The following is a 15,705-nucleotide window of genomic DNA, read 5'->3' on the forward strand; positions in this document are numbered from 1 at the left end:
ACCAGTACGTTAGCTATATCAGCCGGACCGCCGCCGGGGAAGAGCCCGGCCGCGCCTTCTAGAATCTGCGGCACCGGCCGTACTCCCGAAGGAACCCGATGACCAGCGTCGACGAACCGGCACGACCCAACGGGCGGATCCGCGACGCCGCCCGCACCCAGGCCGAGATCCTGGACGTGGCGACGCAGGAGTTCGCCCGGGCCGGCTACGACGGAGCCCGGGTCGACGAGATCGCCGCCCGCACCCGCACCACCAAGCGGATGATCTACTACTACTTCGGCGGCAAGGAACAGCTGTTCACGGCCGTGCTGGAGCGGGCGTACTCCGTGATCCGCGAGGCCGAGCAGGAGCTGGACGTCGAGCACCTGGACCCGGTCGCGGCGATCCGGCGCCTCGCCGAGGTGACCTTCGACCACCACGAGCAGCACCCCGACTTCATCCGGCTCGTCAGCATCGAGAACATCCACGGCGCCGAACACATCGCCGCCTCGGAGAAGCTCGGCAGGATCGGCTCCCCCGCGCTCGACGTGATCCGCCGCATCCTTGCCTCGGGGCGGGAGTCCGGCCTGTTCACGGCCGAGGTGGACGCGGTCGACCTGCACGCGATGATCAGCTCGTTCTGCTTCTTCCGGGTGGCCAACCGGCACACCTTCGGGGCGCTGTTCGGCCGCGACCTGGTCGCCCCCGAGCAGCGCGAGCACTACCGGGCCATGCTCGGCGACATGGTGATCGCGTATCTGACCGCGGAGCGCGCCACCGACTGAGGTCGCGCGGCCCGACCCCTTGACACCCAGGACCCGCGGGCGCACGATCCCTGGCAACCGCTCATTAACTATCCAGTGGGTTAATTAACTGGATAGCTCCCGGAGTCCCCCCGAAGGAGCACCGCCGTGTCCGTCCCCGCCGAAGCCGTCGGGCAACCGAAAAAGGCCGCCACCGCCGCCTGGATCGGCAGCGCCCTGGAGTACTACGACTTCTTCATCTACGGCAGCGCCGCCGCCCTGATCTTCCCGAAGGTGTTCTTCGACGAGTCCGATCCGGCCACCGCGACCCTGCTGTCGCTGGCCACGTTCGGTGTCGCCTACGCGGCCCGGCCGGTCGGCGCGCTCTTCATGGGGCACTTCGGCGACCGGGTCGGCCGTAAGAAGATCATGGTCTTCACGCTGATCCTGATGGGCCTGTCGACCTTCCTCATCGGATGTCTGCCGACCCGCCACCAGGTCGGCACCCTGGCCCCGGTCCTGCTGGTGCTGTGCCGGGTCCTCCAGGGCATCTCGGCGGCCGGCGAGCAGGCCAGCGCCAACTCCATGAGCCTGGAGCACGCGCCGCCGCACCGGCGGGGCTTCTTCACCAGCTTCACGCTCAGCGGCACCCAGGGCGGGCAGCTGCTCGCCACGCTGGTCTTCCTGCCGGTCGCCGCGCTGCCCGAGGACCAACTGCTGTCCTGGGGCTGGCGGGTGCCGTTCTGGCTGAGCGTCGCGGTCGCCGTGGTCGGCTTCGTGATCCGCCGCAAGCTGGACGAGACACCGGCCTTCGAGCAGCAGGCCGCCTCCGAGGGCGTCGTGAAGCTGCCGCTGGCGGTGCTGCTGCGGGAGCACTGGGCGGACGTACTGCGGGTGATCGGCGGCGCGGTCATCGCCTCGGTGTCGACGATCTTCACGGTGTGGGCGCTGGCGTACGCGACGAGCGACGCGGTCGGGATGAGCCGTTCCTCGATGCTGTGGGTGGGCGCGCTCGCCAACCTCGTCGCGCTCGCCGCGATCCCGCTGTGGGCCACCCTGTCGGACCGCGTCGGCCGGCGCCCGGTCTTCCTGATCGGCGCGGTGGGCAGCGCGGTGACGATGTTCCTGTACCTGTGGGCGATCTCCACGGGCAACTACCCGCTGACGCTGCTGCTCGGCATCGTCGCCTTCGGCGTCGTCTACAGCGCGGCGAACGGGGTGTGGCCGGCCTTCTACGGCGAGATGTTCTCCACCCGGGTCCGGCTGTCCGGCATGGCGATCGGCACGCAGATCGGCTTCGCCGTGGCCGGCTTCGCGGTGACCTTCGCGGCGCGGATCGCGGGGCCCGACGGTACGGACTGGTCGTCGGTCGCGCTGTTCACGGCGGCCCTGTGCGTCCCGCCGGTGATCGCCGCCCTGACCGCCCGCGAGACCCACAAGGTCGCCACGGAGGACCTCGGCACCCGCACCACCGGGGAGGCCGCCCGCCCGGAGACGGTGACGGCCTGAGCCACCGCGACCTTCCGAGCCCCCGGGCCCCCGGATCCCCTGGCGGGACCGGGGGCCCTCACGTGTTGCTCCACCCCCGGGTGCACAGCACCAGGCGGTACCCGTCCGGGTCCTCGACCGTGACGCCCCACTCGTTCCAGTACGGGTTCGGCGAGGGGACCCGCTTGCCGCCGTGCGCCTCCAGGCGGGCGACCAGGTCGTCCGGGACCGGGCCGTCGACGTAGACCACCAGGAGGTCCTCCTCGGTGGGACGGGGTTCGACGGGGCTGCCCTGTTCATGGACGAGTTCCAGGTGCCAGCCGGCGTCCGGCCAGCCGAGCATCAGCAGATCGTGCTCGCCGGGTTCCGGGCCGCCCTCGGCACGCCATACGACACCGAGGCCGAGGCCCTCGACCCAGAACCGCTCGGCGGCGGCCAGGTCCCGGGAAGGGCGGGCGATGCGGATGTGGCTGCGGCCGTTCACGGGCATGGTGACCTCTTCGTCCGGTGTCGGTGTGCCGGTCAGCGTAGGCAGCCGATGATCTCCGGCACATCGGCCGTCCGCCCTGCGCCTCGGGACGTAGGACCTCTCGCGGTATCGAGACCCCGTTGACAGGTGACATTTCGAGCAAGAAAATCGGCCGAAACAAGCAGAAAAGAACAGCCTCGCGGGCACGGTACGACGCGCGAGGGGGCGACGGCCCTGGCGTCGTACCACCGCGTGCTCCGGCCGGATTCAGGGGCGGCCGGGGCACGCGGACCCCGCGCCGCCGGGCGCGGCCCTTCGGGCTCAGCCCTTCTTGTCCTGGGCGGGGATCCCGTACGCCCGCTCCACCCGCAGGCGCAGGACCAGTCGCCGGTCGCGGACCATCGCTGCCCGGTAGTCGTCCCAGTCCGGGTGTTCGCCCTGGACGTCGCGGTACAGGCGGACCAGTTCCTCGACCGTGTCGTCGTGGGGGTCCTTCGCCACCGGGGTGAGGTCGGCGGTGCCCTCGGCGACCGTGTAGGCCCAGCGGTCCCGCGTGGTCACGTGGTACGAGGCGCGGGGGTCCCGGCGGAGGTTGCGGGTCTTGGCGCGGTCGTCCGTGAGGGAGATCCGGATGATCCGCTCCTCGGGGTAGTAGACGTGGGTGACGTTCGACAGCTGGGGGCGGCCGTCGCGCTTGAGCGTGGTCAGCACCCCGCCGTGGCCTTCCGAGAGCAGCCGGAGCAGTGCGTCCTGGGTCGCGTCCTGAGTCATGCCACGATCAACGGCCCCGCCCGCGCCCCGCATTCCCGCGGCAACCGGTCCCGACCGACCCGCAGCCGGTCGCGGTTTCCTGAGCGACGATGATGTCTGAGGTGGTCCGGGCCGGGTGGACCGGTCCGCGCCTCGACGGACGTACGGAGGAGAGCGATGGCACAGCTGCGGCAAGAGGTCGATCCCGGTGAGGTGGGGATGGACGGGAAGGTCCTCGACCGCCTCGACCAGCACTTGGCGCACTACGTCGACGAGGGCCGGATGCCCGGCTTCCTGCTGTGCGTCTCCCGCGGCGGCCGCGTCGCCCACCTCACCACGCACGGCCGGCGCGACCTCGCGGCCGGGCTGCCCGTGGAGACCGACACGCTGTGGCGGATCTACTCGATGACCAAGCCGGTCACCGCGGTCGCGGCCCTGCTGCTGGTGGAGGAGGGGCGGCTGTCGCTGGACGACCCGGTCGCCGCGTACCTCCCCGAGTTCGCCGAACCGCGCGTGTACGTGGACGGGGCCGGCGACACCCTCACGACCCGCCCGGCCGAGGGTCCGATACGGGTCCGGCACCTGATGACCCACACCGCGGGCCTGACCTTCGCCTTCTACCACTCCCACCCGGTCGACGCGCTCTACCGCGAGGCCGGCCTGGAGTCGTCCGTGCTGCCGGGCTCGACCCTCGCCGAGACGGTCTCCGTGTACGCGAGCCTGCCCCTCCAGTTCGAGCCGGGCACGCAGTGGAACTACTCGGTCGCCTCCAACGTGCTGGGCCGGGTCATCGAGATCGTGTCCGGCACCTCGCTCGACACCTTCTTCGCCGAGCGCGTCTTCGGCCCCCTCGGGATGACCGACGCGGGCTTCTGGGTGAGCGACCGACAGGCGCACAGGCTCAGCGAGTTGTACGGCGAGAAGGAGGACGGCACGATCGAGCCGGTCCCCGGGCTGCCGCTCAGGGGCCGGCCCCGGCTGCTGTCCGGCAGTGGCGGCCTGGCGGCCTCCGCGTACGACGTCCACCGCTTCGCCGAGATGCTGCGCCGCCGGGGCGAACTGGACGGCACCCGGCTGCTGTCCGCCGAGACGGTCGACCTGATGACGTCGAACCACCTGCCGGGCGGCGCCGACCTGCGCGCGTTCGGCACGAAGCCCGCCCACGACGAGCCCGGCAACGACGGCGTCGGCTTCGGCCTCGGCGTCTCCGTGGTGATCGACCCCGCCCGCACCCTGGCCCCCGCGGGCCTGGGCACGTTCGGCTGGAGCGGGGCCGCGTCCACGACCTTCTGGGTCGACCCGGTCCGCGATCTGAGCGTGCAGTTCTACACCCAGGTCCGGCCGAGGACGCTGAAGGTCTTCCCGGACCTCAAGCGCCTGGTCGACGAGGCGGTCGTCGCAGAGGCCCGATAGGCAGGCGGGAATCTCACGACAGGGCCTGGGACTCCCGGTCCACCCGCAGGGTGAAGTGCACGCCCGCCCGGGACAGTTCGCCCAGCCACTGTTCCGAGCGGTCGGCGGTCTCGGCGGCGCGGTGCAGGCCCGCCGGGAGGGAGCCGTCGAGGATGTGCCCGATGCCCAGGGCGAGGGTGCGGGAGACACAGCGGGCCATGGCGCTGTCCTCCTCGTCGCCCACCAGGTCGAGGAGGTAGCCGCCGGACCAGGTGCGGCCGTCCTGGGCGCGCACGTCGAGGGAGACGACGAGGACGACCCGGTCGCGGTCGGCGTCCGTGGTCGGGTACCTGGCCGCCAACTCCTGGGCCAGGGCGGCGATCCGGGCGTCGTCGCCGGTCCGCAGCTCCTCGAAGACCGGCTCCCAGGCGCGCAGCCAGCCGTCGAGGCGCAGGGTGCCGCGTACGAAGGTCCGCGGGGTCCAGGCGGCCGGCAGCCCGTACTGCTCGACGAAGGGCACGCTGTCCCGGTTGGGGTAGACCTCGAAGGTCTCGCCGTCCACTACATGGCGCCGGGTCGCCTCCCAGGGCCGCTCGGCGGTGGTCGGGGTGCCGTCGTCGAGGTAACGGGCGGGCGAGCGCAGGGCGTTCAGGACGCCGAGCGGGGCCCAGCTGAAGCGGTACCTGAAGTCGTTCGGGACGGCGGGGACTCCACCGCAGTAGGAGGTGAGGGTGTACGACGCCGGTGTGGTGTCGCCGATCGCCGCGCGGGCCCTGGCGACGAGGCTGTGCGCGAAGAGGTGGTCGATCCCGGGGTCGAGGCCGGCCTCGGTGAGGACGACGACTCCGGCCTTCTCGGCTTCCGGCACCTGTGCGAGGAGGGCGTCGGACACATAGCTGGAGCAGGCGAAGTGGGCCCGCTCGCGCACACAGGCGGCGAGGATGCCGGGGTGCTCGGACGCGGGCAGCATCGACACGACGACGTCCCCGGGCGCCAGTTCGGCGGTCAGCGCGGCCGGTGTGTAGGCGCGCGGCGCGGCCCGGCCGTTGAGTCCCAGTGCTTCGAGGGCCTCTTCGGCCCGTTCCTCGGTGCGGTGCCACAGCAGTACGCGGTCGGCGCTGTCGCACAGTTCGGCCAGACCGCTGCCGGTGGAGAGCCCGGCGCCGATCCAGTGCACGGTGCCGGTCGCGGGAACCAGGTCAGCCACGGGAGGATCCCCCTTCTGTGATGCCGAGTTCACGGCACGCCTGACGGAACCGCTCCAGACAGCGCCCCCACGGCCCACCGGTCCCGAACTCCAGCAGCAGGGGCAGCAGCGAGCCGGAGAAGCCGGTGCTGGACTCCTCCGGGAGCAGGGAGGGCAGGTTGTCGATGGCGATGAGGTCGAGCGGGGGCTCCTTGTGCAGTCGGCGGACCGGTTCGGTCCACTCGGTGACGCGGTCGTAGACCGGCAGGACGTTCAGCGGTGAGCCGACGTCGCAGGTGACGTCGGAGAGGGTGCGCAGCCGGCGGGCCGGGTCGTCCAGGTCGGATTCGCGGACGAAGGGCGGGATCGGACTGGTCGCGAGGACGCAGTTCACCAGCACGTCGTGGGCGAGCAGCGCGGGCCGGTCCAGGTTCCGGGTCTCGTCGAGGTCCCAGCAGGTCGGCTCGATCCCGGCGGCCCCGAGCGCGACGCGGGCACCCCTTCCGCTGCGGCCCAGGGCCCCGATCACCAGGGCCGTGAACTCCTCGTCCCCGGCGGCGGGCCGCAGGGACTCCTCCAGCTCCTCGTGCGAGGTGGGCGTGAGCGGGGCGGAGAGCCTGCCCCGGTGCTGGAGGACGGCCAGGGCGGCGCCCAGGTAGCCGGCCCAGTAGCCGAACGCGGCGAGCCTGCGGCCCTGGTCGTCGACGAGGTACTCCAGGTCGAGCAGGGCCCCTCCCCCGGCGGCGAACCTGCGCAGCAGTTCCGCGGCGCCGGGCTGCTGCTTGTAGGCGTGCCCGAAGAAGATGTGCCGGTGCGGCAGGGTGGCGGGCTCGTCGGGGAGCTCCTTGAGACCCACGACCACGGCGTCCCGCGGGGCCCGCGAACTCCACGAACCCGTGGGTGCGACCGAGCAGCCGGCCGCCTCGTACTGCTCGATCGGGAAGATCCGCTGCGGGGACTCCTCGACGGTCAGCGTCACTCCGGCGTCGACGAGGCGCCGGGCGTCGGACGGTACGAGGGGCGTGCGTCGCTCGGTGGAGCGGACCTCGTGGCGCAGCCACAGATGGAGCTCGGTCATACGCGGTTGGCCTCCGGGCGCGGGGCGTCGGCCGCGAACCGGCCGGCGCTGAGCGGGCTGATGTCCACGAAGGGTACGCGGCCCAGGTACAGCTCGCGGACGACCTCGCCGACGGCCGGTCCCTGGAGGAATCCGTGGCCGGAGAAGCCGGTCGCGTACAGGAAGCGGGAGACCGAAGTCGCTTCGCCGATCAGGGCGTTGTGGTCGGGGGTGAGCTCGTAGAGGCCCGCCCAGCCGCCGGTGCGGCGCAGGTCGAGGAGGGCGGGGGCGCGGTAGGCCATGGCCTCGGCCAGACGGGGGATCCAGCGGGCGTGGGTCGCGGTGTCGAAGCCGGGTCTCTCGTCGGGGTCGGACATGCCGAGGAGGAGGCCGGGGCCCTCGCCGTGGAAGTAGAGGCTGCTGGTGAAGTCGATCGTCATGGGCAGGTCGGGCGGCAGGCCCTGGACCGGTTCGGTGACCGCGATCTGCCGGCGCAGCGGCTCCACCGGCAGGTCGACGCCCGCCATCGCGCCGACGGCCCGCGACCAGGCTCCGGCTGCGCAGATCACCGTGTCGGTGGCGATCCGGCCCTTGGTGGTGATCACGGCCGTGACGGCGTCGCCGTGCAGCTCGATGCCGGTGACCTCGGTGTGCCGCAGGATCGTCGCGCCGTGGCGGCGGGCGTCGGCGGCGTAGCCGTACACCACCGACTCGGGGGTGCAGTGGCCGTCGGCGGGCGAGAAGGCGGCGGCGAGCAGGCCGTCCGTGGTGATGAGCGGGGAGAGCCGCTGGGCCTCGGCCGGGTCGATCATGCGGCTCGGGACGCCGAGGGAGTTCTGGAGCCGCACGCCCGCCTCGAAGGAGGCGACCTGTTCCGGTGTCGACAGCAGGAAGAGGTAGCCGACCCGGTGCAGTCCGATGTCCTGCCCGGTCTCCTCCTCGAACCGCGCGAACGCCTCCAGGCTGCGTGCCCCGAGCTGGATGTTGAGCTCGTCGGAGAACTGCGCCCGCACCCCGCCCGCCGCCTTCGAGGTGGAGCCGGAGGCGAGTTCGTCCCGCTCGACGAGGACCACGTCCGGTACGCCGGCCCGGGCCAGGTGGCGGGCGATGCTCGTGCCCATGACCCCGCCGCCGATCACGACCGGGGTCATGCGTGCCCCCCTCGCCCGAGCGCGGTGGAGGCCGCGCGCCGCGAGGCGATGGGCGTGTCCACGTCGAGCAGGCGGGTGACCTGCTCTCCGGAGAGGAAGAGGACGTCGTCGGTCATTCCCTCTTCCTGTCCGGATTTCCCGCGCCGGAATCCGCCCGGCGATCAGGACAGGTGGGCCACCGCGTCCAGATGGGGCAGGACGTGGTCGAGGCGCTCCCGCTTGGTGCGCAGATAGGTGATGTTGCTCTCGCACGGGGTGATCAGCAGCGGCACCGTCTCGGTGACCTCGATGCCGTGCCGCTCCAGGGCCTCGCGCTTGCGCGGGTTGTTGGACATCAGCCGCACCGAGTTCACGCCCAGGTCGTGGAAGATCCCGGCGGCGACGCCGTAGTCGCGGGAGTCCACGGGCAGGCCGAGCGCGAGGTTCGCCTCCACGGTGTCCAGGCCCTCCGCCTGGAGCGCCATCGCGCGCAACTTGGCGAGCAGGCCTATCCCCCGGCCCTCGTGGCCGCGCAGGTAGACGACGATCCCGCTGCCCGCCTTGACCACGGCCCGCAGCGCGGCGTCGAGCTGGTCGCCGCACTCGCAGTGCTGGGAACCGAACGCGTCACCGGTCAGGCATTCGGAATGCAGCCGGACGAGTACGTCGTCCGAGCCGATGTCACCGTGCACCAGGGCGACTTGTTCGTCACCGCGGTCGTGATCGAGATAGCCGACCGCCTGGAATTTCCCGTACACGGTGGGCAGCGGGGCATTCACCACGCGCTCCACACCCGTACGCTGAGGGGCCTTCTTGCCGAGTACGCCAACTTTGTCTGTCATGATCTGGTTCCTAAGCAGAGACGAAAGGCCGAGAAAAGATGAGTGGTTCGGAAATACGGTCGGCGGCGTACGGTCTGTTGCCGACGGACACTACGGAAGACGTACGGACGCGGGGGGCGGGCGTCTCAACACAGGTCGCCGTCCTTCCGGTCGGAAGCTTCGAACAGCACGGTGCGTACCTGCCGCTCGCGACCGACACGCTCGTCGCGTGTGCCGTCGCGCGGGAGATCGCCGCGGCGTACCCGGTGCACCTCCTCCCCCCGGTGACGATCTCCTGCTCGCACGAGCACGCGGCCTGGCCGGGGACCGTCAGCATCTCCTCCGTCACCCTTCACGCGGTGGTACGGGACATCGCGGACTCGCTGCGCCGCTCGGGCGTCGAGGCCCTGGTGGTGGTCAACGGACACGGCGGCAACTACGTGCTGGGCAACGTCGTCCAGGAGGCGTCCGCCCGCGGGGAGCGGACGGCGCTGTTCCCGGCCGCGGAGGACTGGGAGGCGGCCCGGCTGGACGCGGGAGTGGTCACCTCGCTGCTCACCGACATGCACGCGGGAGAAATCGAGACCTCCATTCTTCTGCACGCGCACCCGGAATCCCTCCGCCCCGGTTACGAGACCTCCGATTTCGTCGCGGACGACCGTCGTCATCTCCTCACCCTCGGTATGTCCGGTTACACCGATTCCGGTGTCATCGGGCGCCCTTCGCTGGGCTCCGCGGAAAAAGGGAAAGCGTTGCTGGAGAGCCTCGCGGCTTCCTTCGGAACGTATTTCTCGATGCTGACCGAATCCGGCACCGGGACCGAATCCGCCACCGGTGCCGACTCCGGCGCGGAGTAGGACGTCGCCGGGCGCCGCAGTCCCTGGTACCAGCGGACGACCAGGACGGCCGCGCCCGGCAGGCTCGCCACGAAGCTGAGGACGCCGTAGACGATCGCGGTCGCGAGTCCTGCCTCGGCGCCGAGGCCCGTCGCGGCGAACGCCCAGGCGGTGACGCCCTCCCGGGGGCCGAACCCGCCGATGTTCAGGGGCAGTCCCATGGCGAGCAGGGCGAGCACGGCCAGCGGCAGCAGCGCGGCGACGGAGGCGTCGGAGCCCGCGATGCGGGCGGCGAGCACGAACATGCCGAGGTGGCCGGCGAGGACGAGGGCCGAGGAGAGCGTGACGCCGGGCCAGTTGCGGCGGGACAGCAGTGCCTCGCGCGCCTCGGCGAGGGTCGCGCGCAGGGCCCGGCCCCGGCGCGAGGAGGGGGCCCGGTTCATGCGCAGGGCCACGACGACGGCGAGCGCACCGAGGGTGGCGAGGCCCACGGCGGGGGCGAGGTGGCGGGCGTCCGCCAGTACCGGGGACGGCATGGTGAGCAGGACGGCACCGCCGACGATCGCCAACGCGATCTGCCCGGCGGCCCGTTCGAGGACGACCGCGCGCACTCCGCGGCCCATGTCCCCGGCGCTCTGTCCGTGCCGCACCGCGCGGTGCACGTCGCCGAGGACGCCGCCGGGCAGGGCCGCGTTCAGGAACAGGGCGCGGTAGTAGTCGGCGACGGCGGGGCCGAGCGGCAGCCGGATGCGCAGCCCGCGGGCCACCAACTGCCAGCGCCAGGCGCTGAACACGGTGGTCAGCGCGCCGATCGCGAGCGCCGCGAGCAGGGCGACGGTGTCGATGCGGCGCAGTCCGTCCAGGAAGACGCCGGTGCCCAGTCGCCACAGCAGCAGAGCGAGGATCGTGACACCGGCGACGGTGCCGAAGTGGGTGCGCAGGGCGCGGGAGTTGAGGACCGCGCGCAGGGCGGTACGCCACCTGGGGGGCTGCTCGGGGAAGGGGCGGGCCTCGGTCACGATCACACCGATCCGGTCCCGGGAGACGGCGGCGTCCCGCAGGTCCTGGGCGGGCTGTCCTGCCGTCTCGAGGATCTGGGCCCGGGCGACCAGCGCCTCGGCGCGCGCGGTGAGGACCTCGTCCCGGGTCCGGACCACCTCGGCCCGCAGCCTGCGGGCCCGGTCGGAGACGGGGCGCGACTCGGCCGGTTCCGCGGGCCGCCGTACGGGCAGGCTCGGTCGCACCGTCTCCACGCTCATGACGCTCCGCCCGTCGGCCGGGACAGCGCGAGCAGGTCGCTGTGGTGGACGACGACCTTCAACTCGCCGGCGCGGCAGGCCTCGAGACGGTCCTGGAGGTAGCGGTCGGCGCGCTCCTTCAGCTCGGGCCGCTCCTCGACCGCCGCGCCGACCCAGCCGCGCAGCCACTGGACGGTGAGCGCGGAGTCGGCGGGGCCCAGACGCCAGGCGCTCGGGTGCAGCCGTACCGTCGCGCCCCGCTCGGAGAACGCCTCGCAGGCCACGGTGATGGCGTCCGGGCCGAGCAGTCCGCCGCGCCGCTGGTGGGCGTTGAACGCGTCGGCGATCTCCTCGTCCAGCGGGTGGGACGGGGTGATTTCGACGCGGCCGGCCACGGACAGCGTGAGCAGGGCCGGGCAGCCGGCGCCGGTGCAGGCGGCGGCGAGGGTGTCGATCTCCTCGCGGGTGAGGACGTCCAGGAGCGCGGACGCGGTCACCAGGGAGGCGCCGGCGAGGGCGTCCGGGGTGAGCAGGCCGACGTCGCCGCGGCGGGTCTCGACGGTGACGCGGCTGCCGTCGGCGGCGGAGCGCGGGGAGGCGACGGCCGCGAAGTGCAGGAGGTAGGGGTCCCGGTCGTGCAGGATCCAGTGCTGGGGGCCGTCCAGGCGGGGCGCGAGCCAGCGGCCCATCGAGCCGGTGCCGCAGCCCAGGTCGTGGATGACGAGACCGGCCTTGCCGGGCAGGTTGGCCAGCCGGATCCGCAGCGGGTCGAGCAGGTCGGCCGCCCGCGCGGCCGCGTCGGGCCCTTCCCGCAGCTCCAGCCACTCGGGCGCGTAGCGGGGCGCGTCGTCGGGACCGGCGTCCCTGAGCCGTACGGTGGGCCGCTCACCGGGGTGGGCGCTGGGCCCGGCACCGGGGATGACCGATTCTGCGTCGGACGGGACAGCGGGCTTCACCGACGTCACCTCTCGAGGCCCCGGCTGTGCCGGGATCTTGCCGCTCTGCTTGGTCGCCGTCTTCCTCATGCCGCCCTCCTGGGCTCGCTCGGCAGTCGGCCGAGTACTCCGGCCAGGCTGCGGGCCGTGGTCGCCCAGCCGTCCAGGGCGGCCCGCCGGCCCCGGGCAGCCGCCTTGAGCCTGCGTCGTACGTCCGCCTCGCCGAACCAGCCGCGCAGTTCGGCGGCGAGGGCGGCGGGGTCCTCCGGCGGGACGAGGATGCCGGGCACTCCCCCGTCGGGGGCGCGGCCGACCGCCTCGGCGACTCCGCCGACGTCGGTGGCCAGCACCGGGATGCCGCGCGCCAGGGCCTCGGTGACCGCCATGCCGTAGGTCTCGGCGTAGGAGGTGAGGACCATCAGGTCGGCGGCGTTGTAGCTGGCGTCGAGCTCGGCCCCGGCCTTCGGTCCCGCGAGGTGCAGGCGGTCCTGGAGGCCGTACTTCTTGATGAGCATCCGCAGGTGCGCGACGTACTCGGGGTCCTGGGTGATCCCGCCGACGCACACGCAGCTCCAGGGCAGGTCCTGGGCGCCGGCGAGGGCCTCGATCAGCCGGTGCTGGCCCTTGCGGGGCGTCACCGCGGCCACGCACAGCAGCCGGGAGAGGCCGTCGGTGCCCGAGGCGAGCGGGGCGATGTCGGCACCGGGGGTGGCGACGTGGACCCGCTCGGGGGCGAGGCCGTGGTGCGAGACCAGTCGCCGTACGGCCCAGTCGCTGGTGGCGACGACGGCGGGCACCGCCCGCAGCACCTCGCGTTCCTTGGCGTCGAGTTCGAGGGCGAGCCCGGGTTCGAGGCCGGTCTCGTCGCCGAGCGGGAGGTGGACGAGGACGGCGATGCCGAGCCGCTCCGCCTCCGGGACGATGATCTCCGGGACCCCGCAGGCGACCAGGCCGTCGATGAGGACGACGGTGCCGTCGGGCAGGTCGCGCAGGGTGCGGGCCAGTTCGGTGCGGGCGGCCGCTCCCGGGCGGGGCCAGCTGCCGGGCACCGCGTGCCGCTCGACCTGCCAGCCGAAGCCGGGCAGGTCCAGGCAGACCCGCCGGTCGTAGGCGTTGCCGCCGCTCGGTGCGGTCGGGTCGTCCACGCCGCCCGGCATCACGAAGTGCACGGAGCGCAGGGACATCGGGATGATCTCGGCCTTCTTGAGGGCGGAGTGCTGCACGGGCACGTAGTCCAGCGTGGCCGCCCGCCCGGTGGTCAGGTCGGTCACAGGGCACGCTCGTAACTCGCCCAGGCGACATGCGACTCGTGCAGGGTGACGGTCAGGCCCGCGAGGCCCTTGGCCCCCTCGCCGAGGGCGCCCTTCTCGATGCGCTCGGCGAGCCGGTCCGCGATGACCTTCGCCAGGAACTCCGTTGAAGTGTTGATCCCGGCGAAGTCGGGTTCGTTGTCGAGGTTTCTGTAGTTCAGCTCGCTGACGACGGCACCGAGTTCCTGGGTGGCCAGTCCGATGTCGACGACGATGTTGTCGTCGTCCAGCTGTTCGCGCCGGAACGTGGCGTCCACCAGGAACGTCGCTCCGTGCAGTCGCTGCGCGGGGCCGAAGACCTCGCCGCGGAAGCTGTGGGCGATCATGATGTGATCGCGGACGGTGATGCTGAACAACGGACGACCCTCCAGGTGCGGCGCGTCTGGTCCCCCGGCTGATCCCTGCCGGTGGATGCCGTGTAGTACGGCTCCCCGCTTCCCCGTGTTCAGCCGGATCTCACTCTTTTCTCAGGTCAGGCGCTCTTGCCGTACCTCACGAGGTGACAGAGGGCCGCAATCTCCCCACTGGCCAGCGCGGGCATCACCTCCGGCAGTTCTTCGAACGCGCTTTCCCCCGTGATGAGGGAGTCAAGCCTCGGATCGGCGAGCAGTTTCAGCGCGAGGGCGAGCCGGCCGTCGTAGCCGCGGTGCGCGCGGGCCGGGGAGACCGTGCCGACCTGGCTGCTGCGGACCGTCAGCCGCCGGGAGTGGAAGGCCTCGCCGAGCGGCAGGCTGACGCGGCGGTCGCCGTACCAGCTCAGCTCGACGCCCGTGCCCTCGGCGCGGAGGAGTTCCAGGGAGCGGGCGAGGCCCTGTTCGGTGGCGCTGGCGTGGACGACGAGGTCGCAGTCGCCGAGGGCGTCCGCGGGGGACGCGAAGCCCACGCCGAGGGCCTCGGCGGTCGCGGCGCGGGCCGGGTCGGAGTCGACCAGCTGGACGCGGACGCCGGGGAAGCGGGCGAGCAGGGCGGCGACCGAGCTGCCGACCATGCCACCGCCGACCACCGCGATCCGGTCGCCGATCAGGGGGGCCGCGTCCCAGAGGGCGTTCACGGCGGTCTCGACCGTGCCGGCGAGGACGGCCCGGGCGGGGGGCACGTCGTCCGGTACGACCGTCACCGCGCTCGCGGGGACTACGTACCGCGTCTGATGCGGGTACAGACAGAAGACGGTCCTGCCCTTCAGCGCGGACGGCCCCTCCTCCACCACTCCGACGCTGAGGTAGCCGTACTTCACCGGTCCCGGGAAGTCGCCCTCCTGGAACGGTGCCCGCATGGCCGCGTGCTGGCTCTCGGGCACCTGGCCACGGAACACGAGTGTCTCCGTGCCCCTGCTGACTCCCGAGTACAGCGAGCGGACCAGCACCTCGTCCTCGCCGGGGGCCGGAAGGGTGAGTTCCCGGATCTCGCCCTCCCCCGGGGAGCGGAGCCAGAACGCACGTGCGGCGGCCTTCATCGAGAACCTCCTGAACGATCGGCAACTCGGGCACGTACCTCGTTCACGTAACCGAGGTGTGCACAGGCCGCGCACAGTACGCGGCCTTGATCGACTCTGTCATCTGGCCGGAGGAATCTGCGGTGGCCCTGAACAACACTTACGAAGCAAGGCTGGTCCAGCAGGAGACCGCTGTCGGAGCGGGCGTTCAGATCCTGTTGCTTGCCCTGCTCGGCACGGCGATCGGCATGGGGCCGGCGGGCTGGCTGACCGGCCTCGCCTTCGCCGTGGCCACCTGGGCCGTGCTCTCCAGGGCGCTGCACCGGACCCGGCCGCGGTCCTTCGGTCCGGCCAACCGGGTGACGCTCGGCCGGGCCACCCTGGTCGGCGGAGTGACGGCGCTGGTCGCCGACTCCTTCCAGGACTCCCCGCCGGTCACGCTCTTCGTCGGCCTGACGGCGGTGGCCCTGATCCTCGACGGCGTCGACGGCAAGGTCGCCCGCGCGACCGGCACCTCGACACCGCTGGGCGCGCGGTTCGACATGGAGGTCGACGCGTTCCTGATCCTGGTGCTCAGCGTGTACGTGTCGATGTCGCAGGGCCCGTGGGTGCTGCTGATCGGTGCCATGCGCTACGGCTTCGTCGCCGCCGCCCGCGTCTGGAACTGGCTGAACGCCCCGCTGCCGCCGAGCATGGCCCGCAAGACGGTGGCCGCGCTCCAGGGGATCCTGCTGCTGGTGGCCGCGTCCGGCTACCTGCCGTTCACGGCGACCTTCGGGGTCGTGGCGCTGGCCCTCGGGACGCTCGTCTGGTCGTTCGGCCGGGACATCCTGTGGCTGTGGCGCACGCACCGCGCGGACCAGGCCGCGGTGGAGGAACTGCTGGAACTGGAGCTGGTGCCGGCACGGCAGGCCGTCGCCTCCTGAAGGGGCTTGAAGG

15 protein-coding genes and 1 pseudogene are annotated in these 15,705 nt (G+C 72.3%); 5 read left to right on the top strand and 11 right to left on the bottom strand.

Annotation, left to right across the window (positions count from 1 at the left end):
- Positions 1-98: 98 nt before the first annotated feature.
- Positions 99-764, top strand: a complete 666-nt coding sequence (locus OHN19_RS07250) for a TetR/AcrR family transcriptional regulator (protein ID WP_330263354.1) — start codon at positions 99-101, stop codon at positions 762-764.
- A gap of 126 nt (positions 765-890) precedes the next feature.
- Entirely contained in the window at positions 891-2,231 is a 1,341-nt protein-coding gene (locus OHN19_RS07255) for an MFS transporter (protein WP_330263355.1), read from the top strand.
- Positions 2,232-2,289: 58 nt separating this feature from the next.
- On the opposite strand, the gene OHN19_RS07260 is transcribed toward OHN19_RS07255, so the two are convergent.
- Together OHN19_RS07260 and OHN19_RS07265 are read right to left on the bottom strand one after the other, a co-directional pair.
- Entirely contained in the window at positions 2,290-2,700 is a 411-nt protein-coding gene (locus tag OHN19_RS07260; protein WP_330263356.1) for a VOC family protein, read from the bottom strand.
- A 300-nt stretch (positions 2,701-3,000) separates the two neighbouring features.
- A complete protein-coding gene (locus OHN19_RS07265; RefSeq protein ID WP_330263357.1) occupies positions 3,001-3,450 on the bottom strand; it encodes a PPOX class F420-dependent oxidoreductase in 450 nt (149 codons plus the stop codon).
- A 156-nt stretch (positions 3,451-3,606) separates the two neighbouring features.
- Here OHN19_RS07265 and OHN19_RS07270 point away from each other — a divergent pair, with 156 nt between their 5' ends.
- The gene (locus OHN19_RS07270; RefSeq protein ID WP_330263358.1) at positions 3,607-4,842 is read left to right on the top strand and encodes a serine hydrolase domain-containing protein; all 1,236 of its coding nucleotides are present in this window, start codon (positions 3,607-3,609) and stop codon (positions 4,840-4,842) included.
- Between the two features lie 13 nt (positions 4,843-4,855).
- On the opposite strand, the gene OHN19_RS07275 is transcribed toward OHN19_RS07270, so the two are convergent.
- From OHN19_RS07275 to ribA, 4 genes are all read right to left on the bottom strand, one after another.
- Positions 4,856-6,028 carry a saccharopine dehydrogenase family protein gene (locus OHN19_RS07275; RefSeq protein ID WP_330263359.1) on the bottom strand — a complete coding sequence of 391 codons (1,173 nt, stop codon included), beginning with the start codon at positions 6,026-6,028 and terminating at the stop codon, positions 4,856-4,858.
- On the bottom strand, positions 6,021-7,085 hold the full coding sequence (locus tag OHN19_RS07280) for a saccharopine dehydrogenase (protein ID WP_330263360.1): 1,065 nt from the start codon (positions 7,083-7,085) through the stop codon (positions 6,021-6,023). Before OHN19_RS07280 ends, OHN19_RS07275 begins: the two co-directional genes overlap by 8 nt.
- Complete coding sequence (locus OHN19_RS07285) at positions 7,082-8,215, bottom strand: FAD-binding oxidoreductase (protein ID WP_330263361.1); 1,134 nt, start codon at positions 8,213-8,215, stop codon at positions 7,082-7,084. Before OHN19_RS07285 ends, OHN19_RS07280 begins: the two co-directional genes overlap by 4 nt.
- Positions 8,216-8,376: 161 nt before the next feature.
- Positions 8,377-9,036, bottom strand: a complete 660-nt coding sequence (ribA, locus tag OHN19_RS07290) for a GTP cyclohydrolase II (protein ID WP_123764162.1) — start codon at positions 9,034-9,036, stop codon at positions 8,377-8,379.
- A gap of 38 nt (positions 9,037-9,074) precedes the next feature.
- On the opposite strand from ribA, the gene OHN19_RS07295 reads away from it, so the two are divergent.
- Positions 9,075-9,872, top strand: a complete 798-nt coding sequence (locus tag OHN19_RS07295; protein ID WP_330263362.1) for a creatininase family protein — start codon at positions 9,075-9,077, stop codon at positions 9,870-9,872.
- A 113-nt stretch (positions 9,873-9,985) separates the two neighbouring features.
- Here OHN19_RS07295 and OHN19_RS07300 read toward each other — a convergent pair.
- From OHN19_RS07300 to OHN19_RS07320, 5 genes and pseudogenes are all read right to left on the bottom strand, one after another.
- Positions 9,986-11,110 (bottom strand): annotated as a pseudogene (locus OHN19_RS07300) (lysylphosphatidylglycerol synthase transmembrane domain-containing protein); the annotation flags it as partial.
- Positions 11,107-12,114, bottom strand: a complete 1,008-nt coding sequence (locus OHN19_RS07305) for a class I SAM-dependent methyltransferase (RefSeq protein ID WP_330263363.1) — start codon at positions 12,112-12,114, stop codon at positions 11,107-11,109. The gene OHN19_RS07305 and the pseudogene OHN19_RS07300, both read right to left, overlap by 4 nt.
- Positions 12,111-13,295, bottom strand: coding sequence for a glycosyltransferase family 4 protein (locus tag OHN19_RS07310; RefSeq protein ID WP_330263364.1), 1,185 nt, complete (start codon positions 13,293-13,295; stop codon positions 12,111-12,113). The genes OHN19_RS07305 and OHN19_RS07310 overlap by 4 nt, the downstream gene beginning before the upstream one ends.
- On the bottom strand, positions 13,292-13,690 hold the full coding sequence (locus OHN19_RS07315) for a 6-pyruvoyl trahydropterin synthase family protein (RefSeq protein ID WP_046728401.1): 399 nt from the start codon (positions 13,688-13,690) through the stop codon (positions 13,292-13,294). The genes OHN19_RS07310 and OHN19_RS07315 overlap by 4 nt, the downstream gene beginning before the upstream one ends.
- A 116-nt stretch (positions 13,691-13,806) precedes the next feature.
- Positions 13,807-14,787, bottom strand: coding sequence for a zinc-binding alcohol dehydrogenase (locus tag OHN19_RS07320; RefSeq protein WP_330263365.1), 981 nt, complete (start codon positions 14,785-14,787; stop codon positions 13,807-13,809).
- 122 nt (positions 14,788-14,909) lie between these two features.
- On the opposite strand from OHN19_RS07320, the gene OHN19_RS07325 reads away from it, so the two are divergent.
- Entirely contained in the window at positions 14,910-15,692 is a 783-nt protein-coding gene (locus OHN19_RS07325; RefSeq protein WP_330269546.1) for a CDP-alcohol phosphatidyltransferase family protein, read from the top strand.
- Positions 15,693-15,705 lie beyond the last annotated feature (13 nt).

Source organism: Streptomyces griseorubiginosus (assembly GCF_036345115.1).
Taxonomy (GTDB): domain Bacteria; phylum Actinomycetota; class Actinomycetes; order Streptomycetales; family Streptomycetaceae; genus Streptomyces; species Streptomyces griseorubiginosus_C.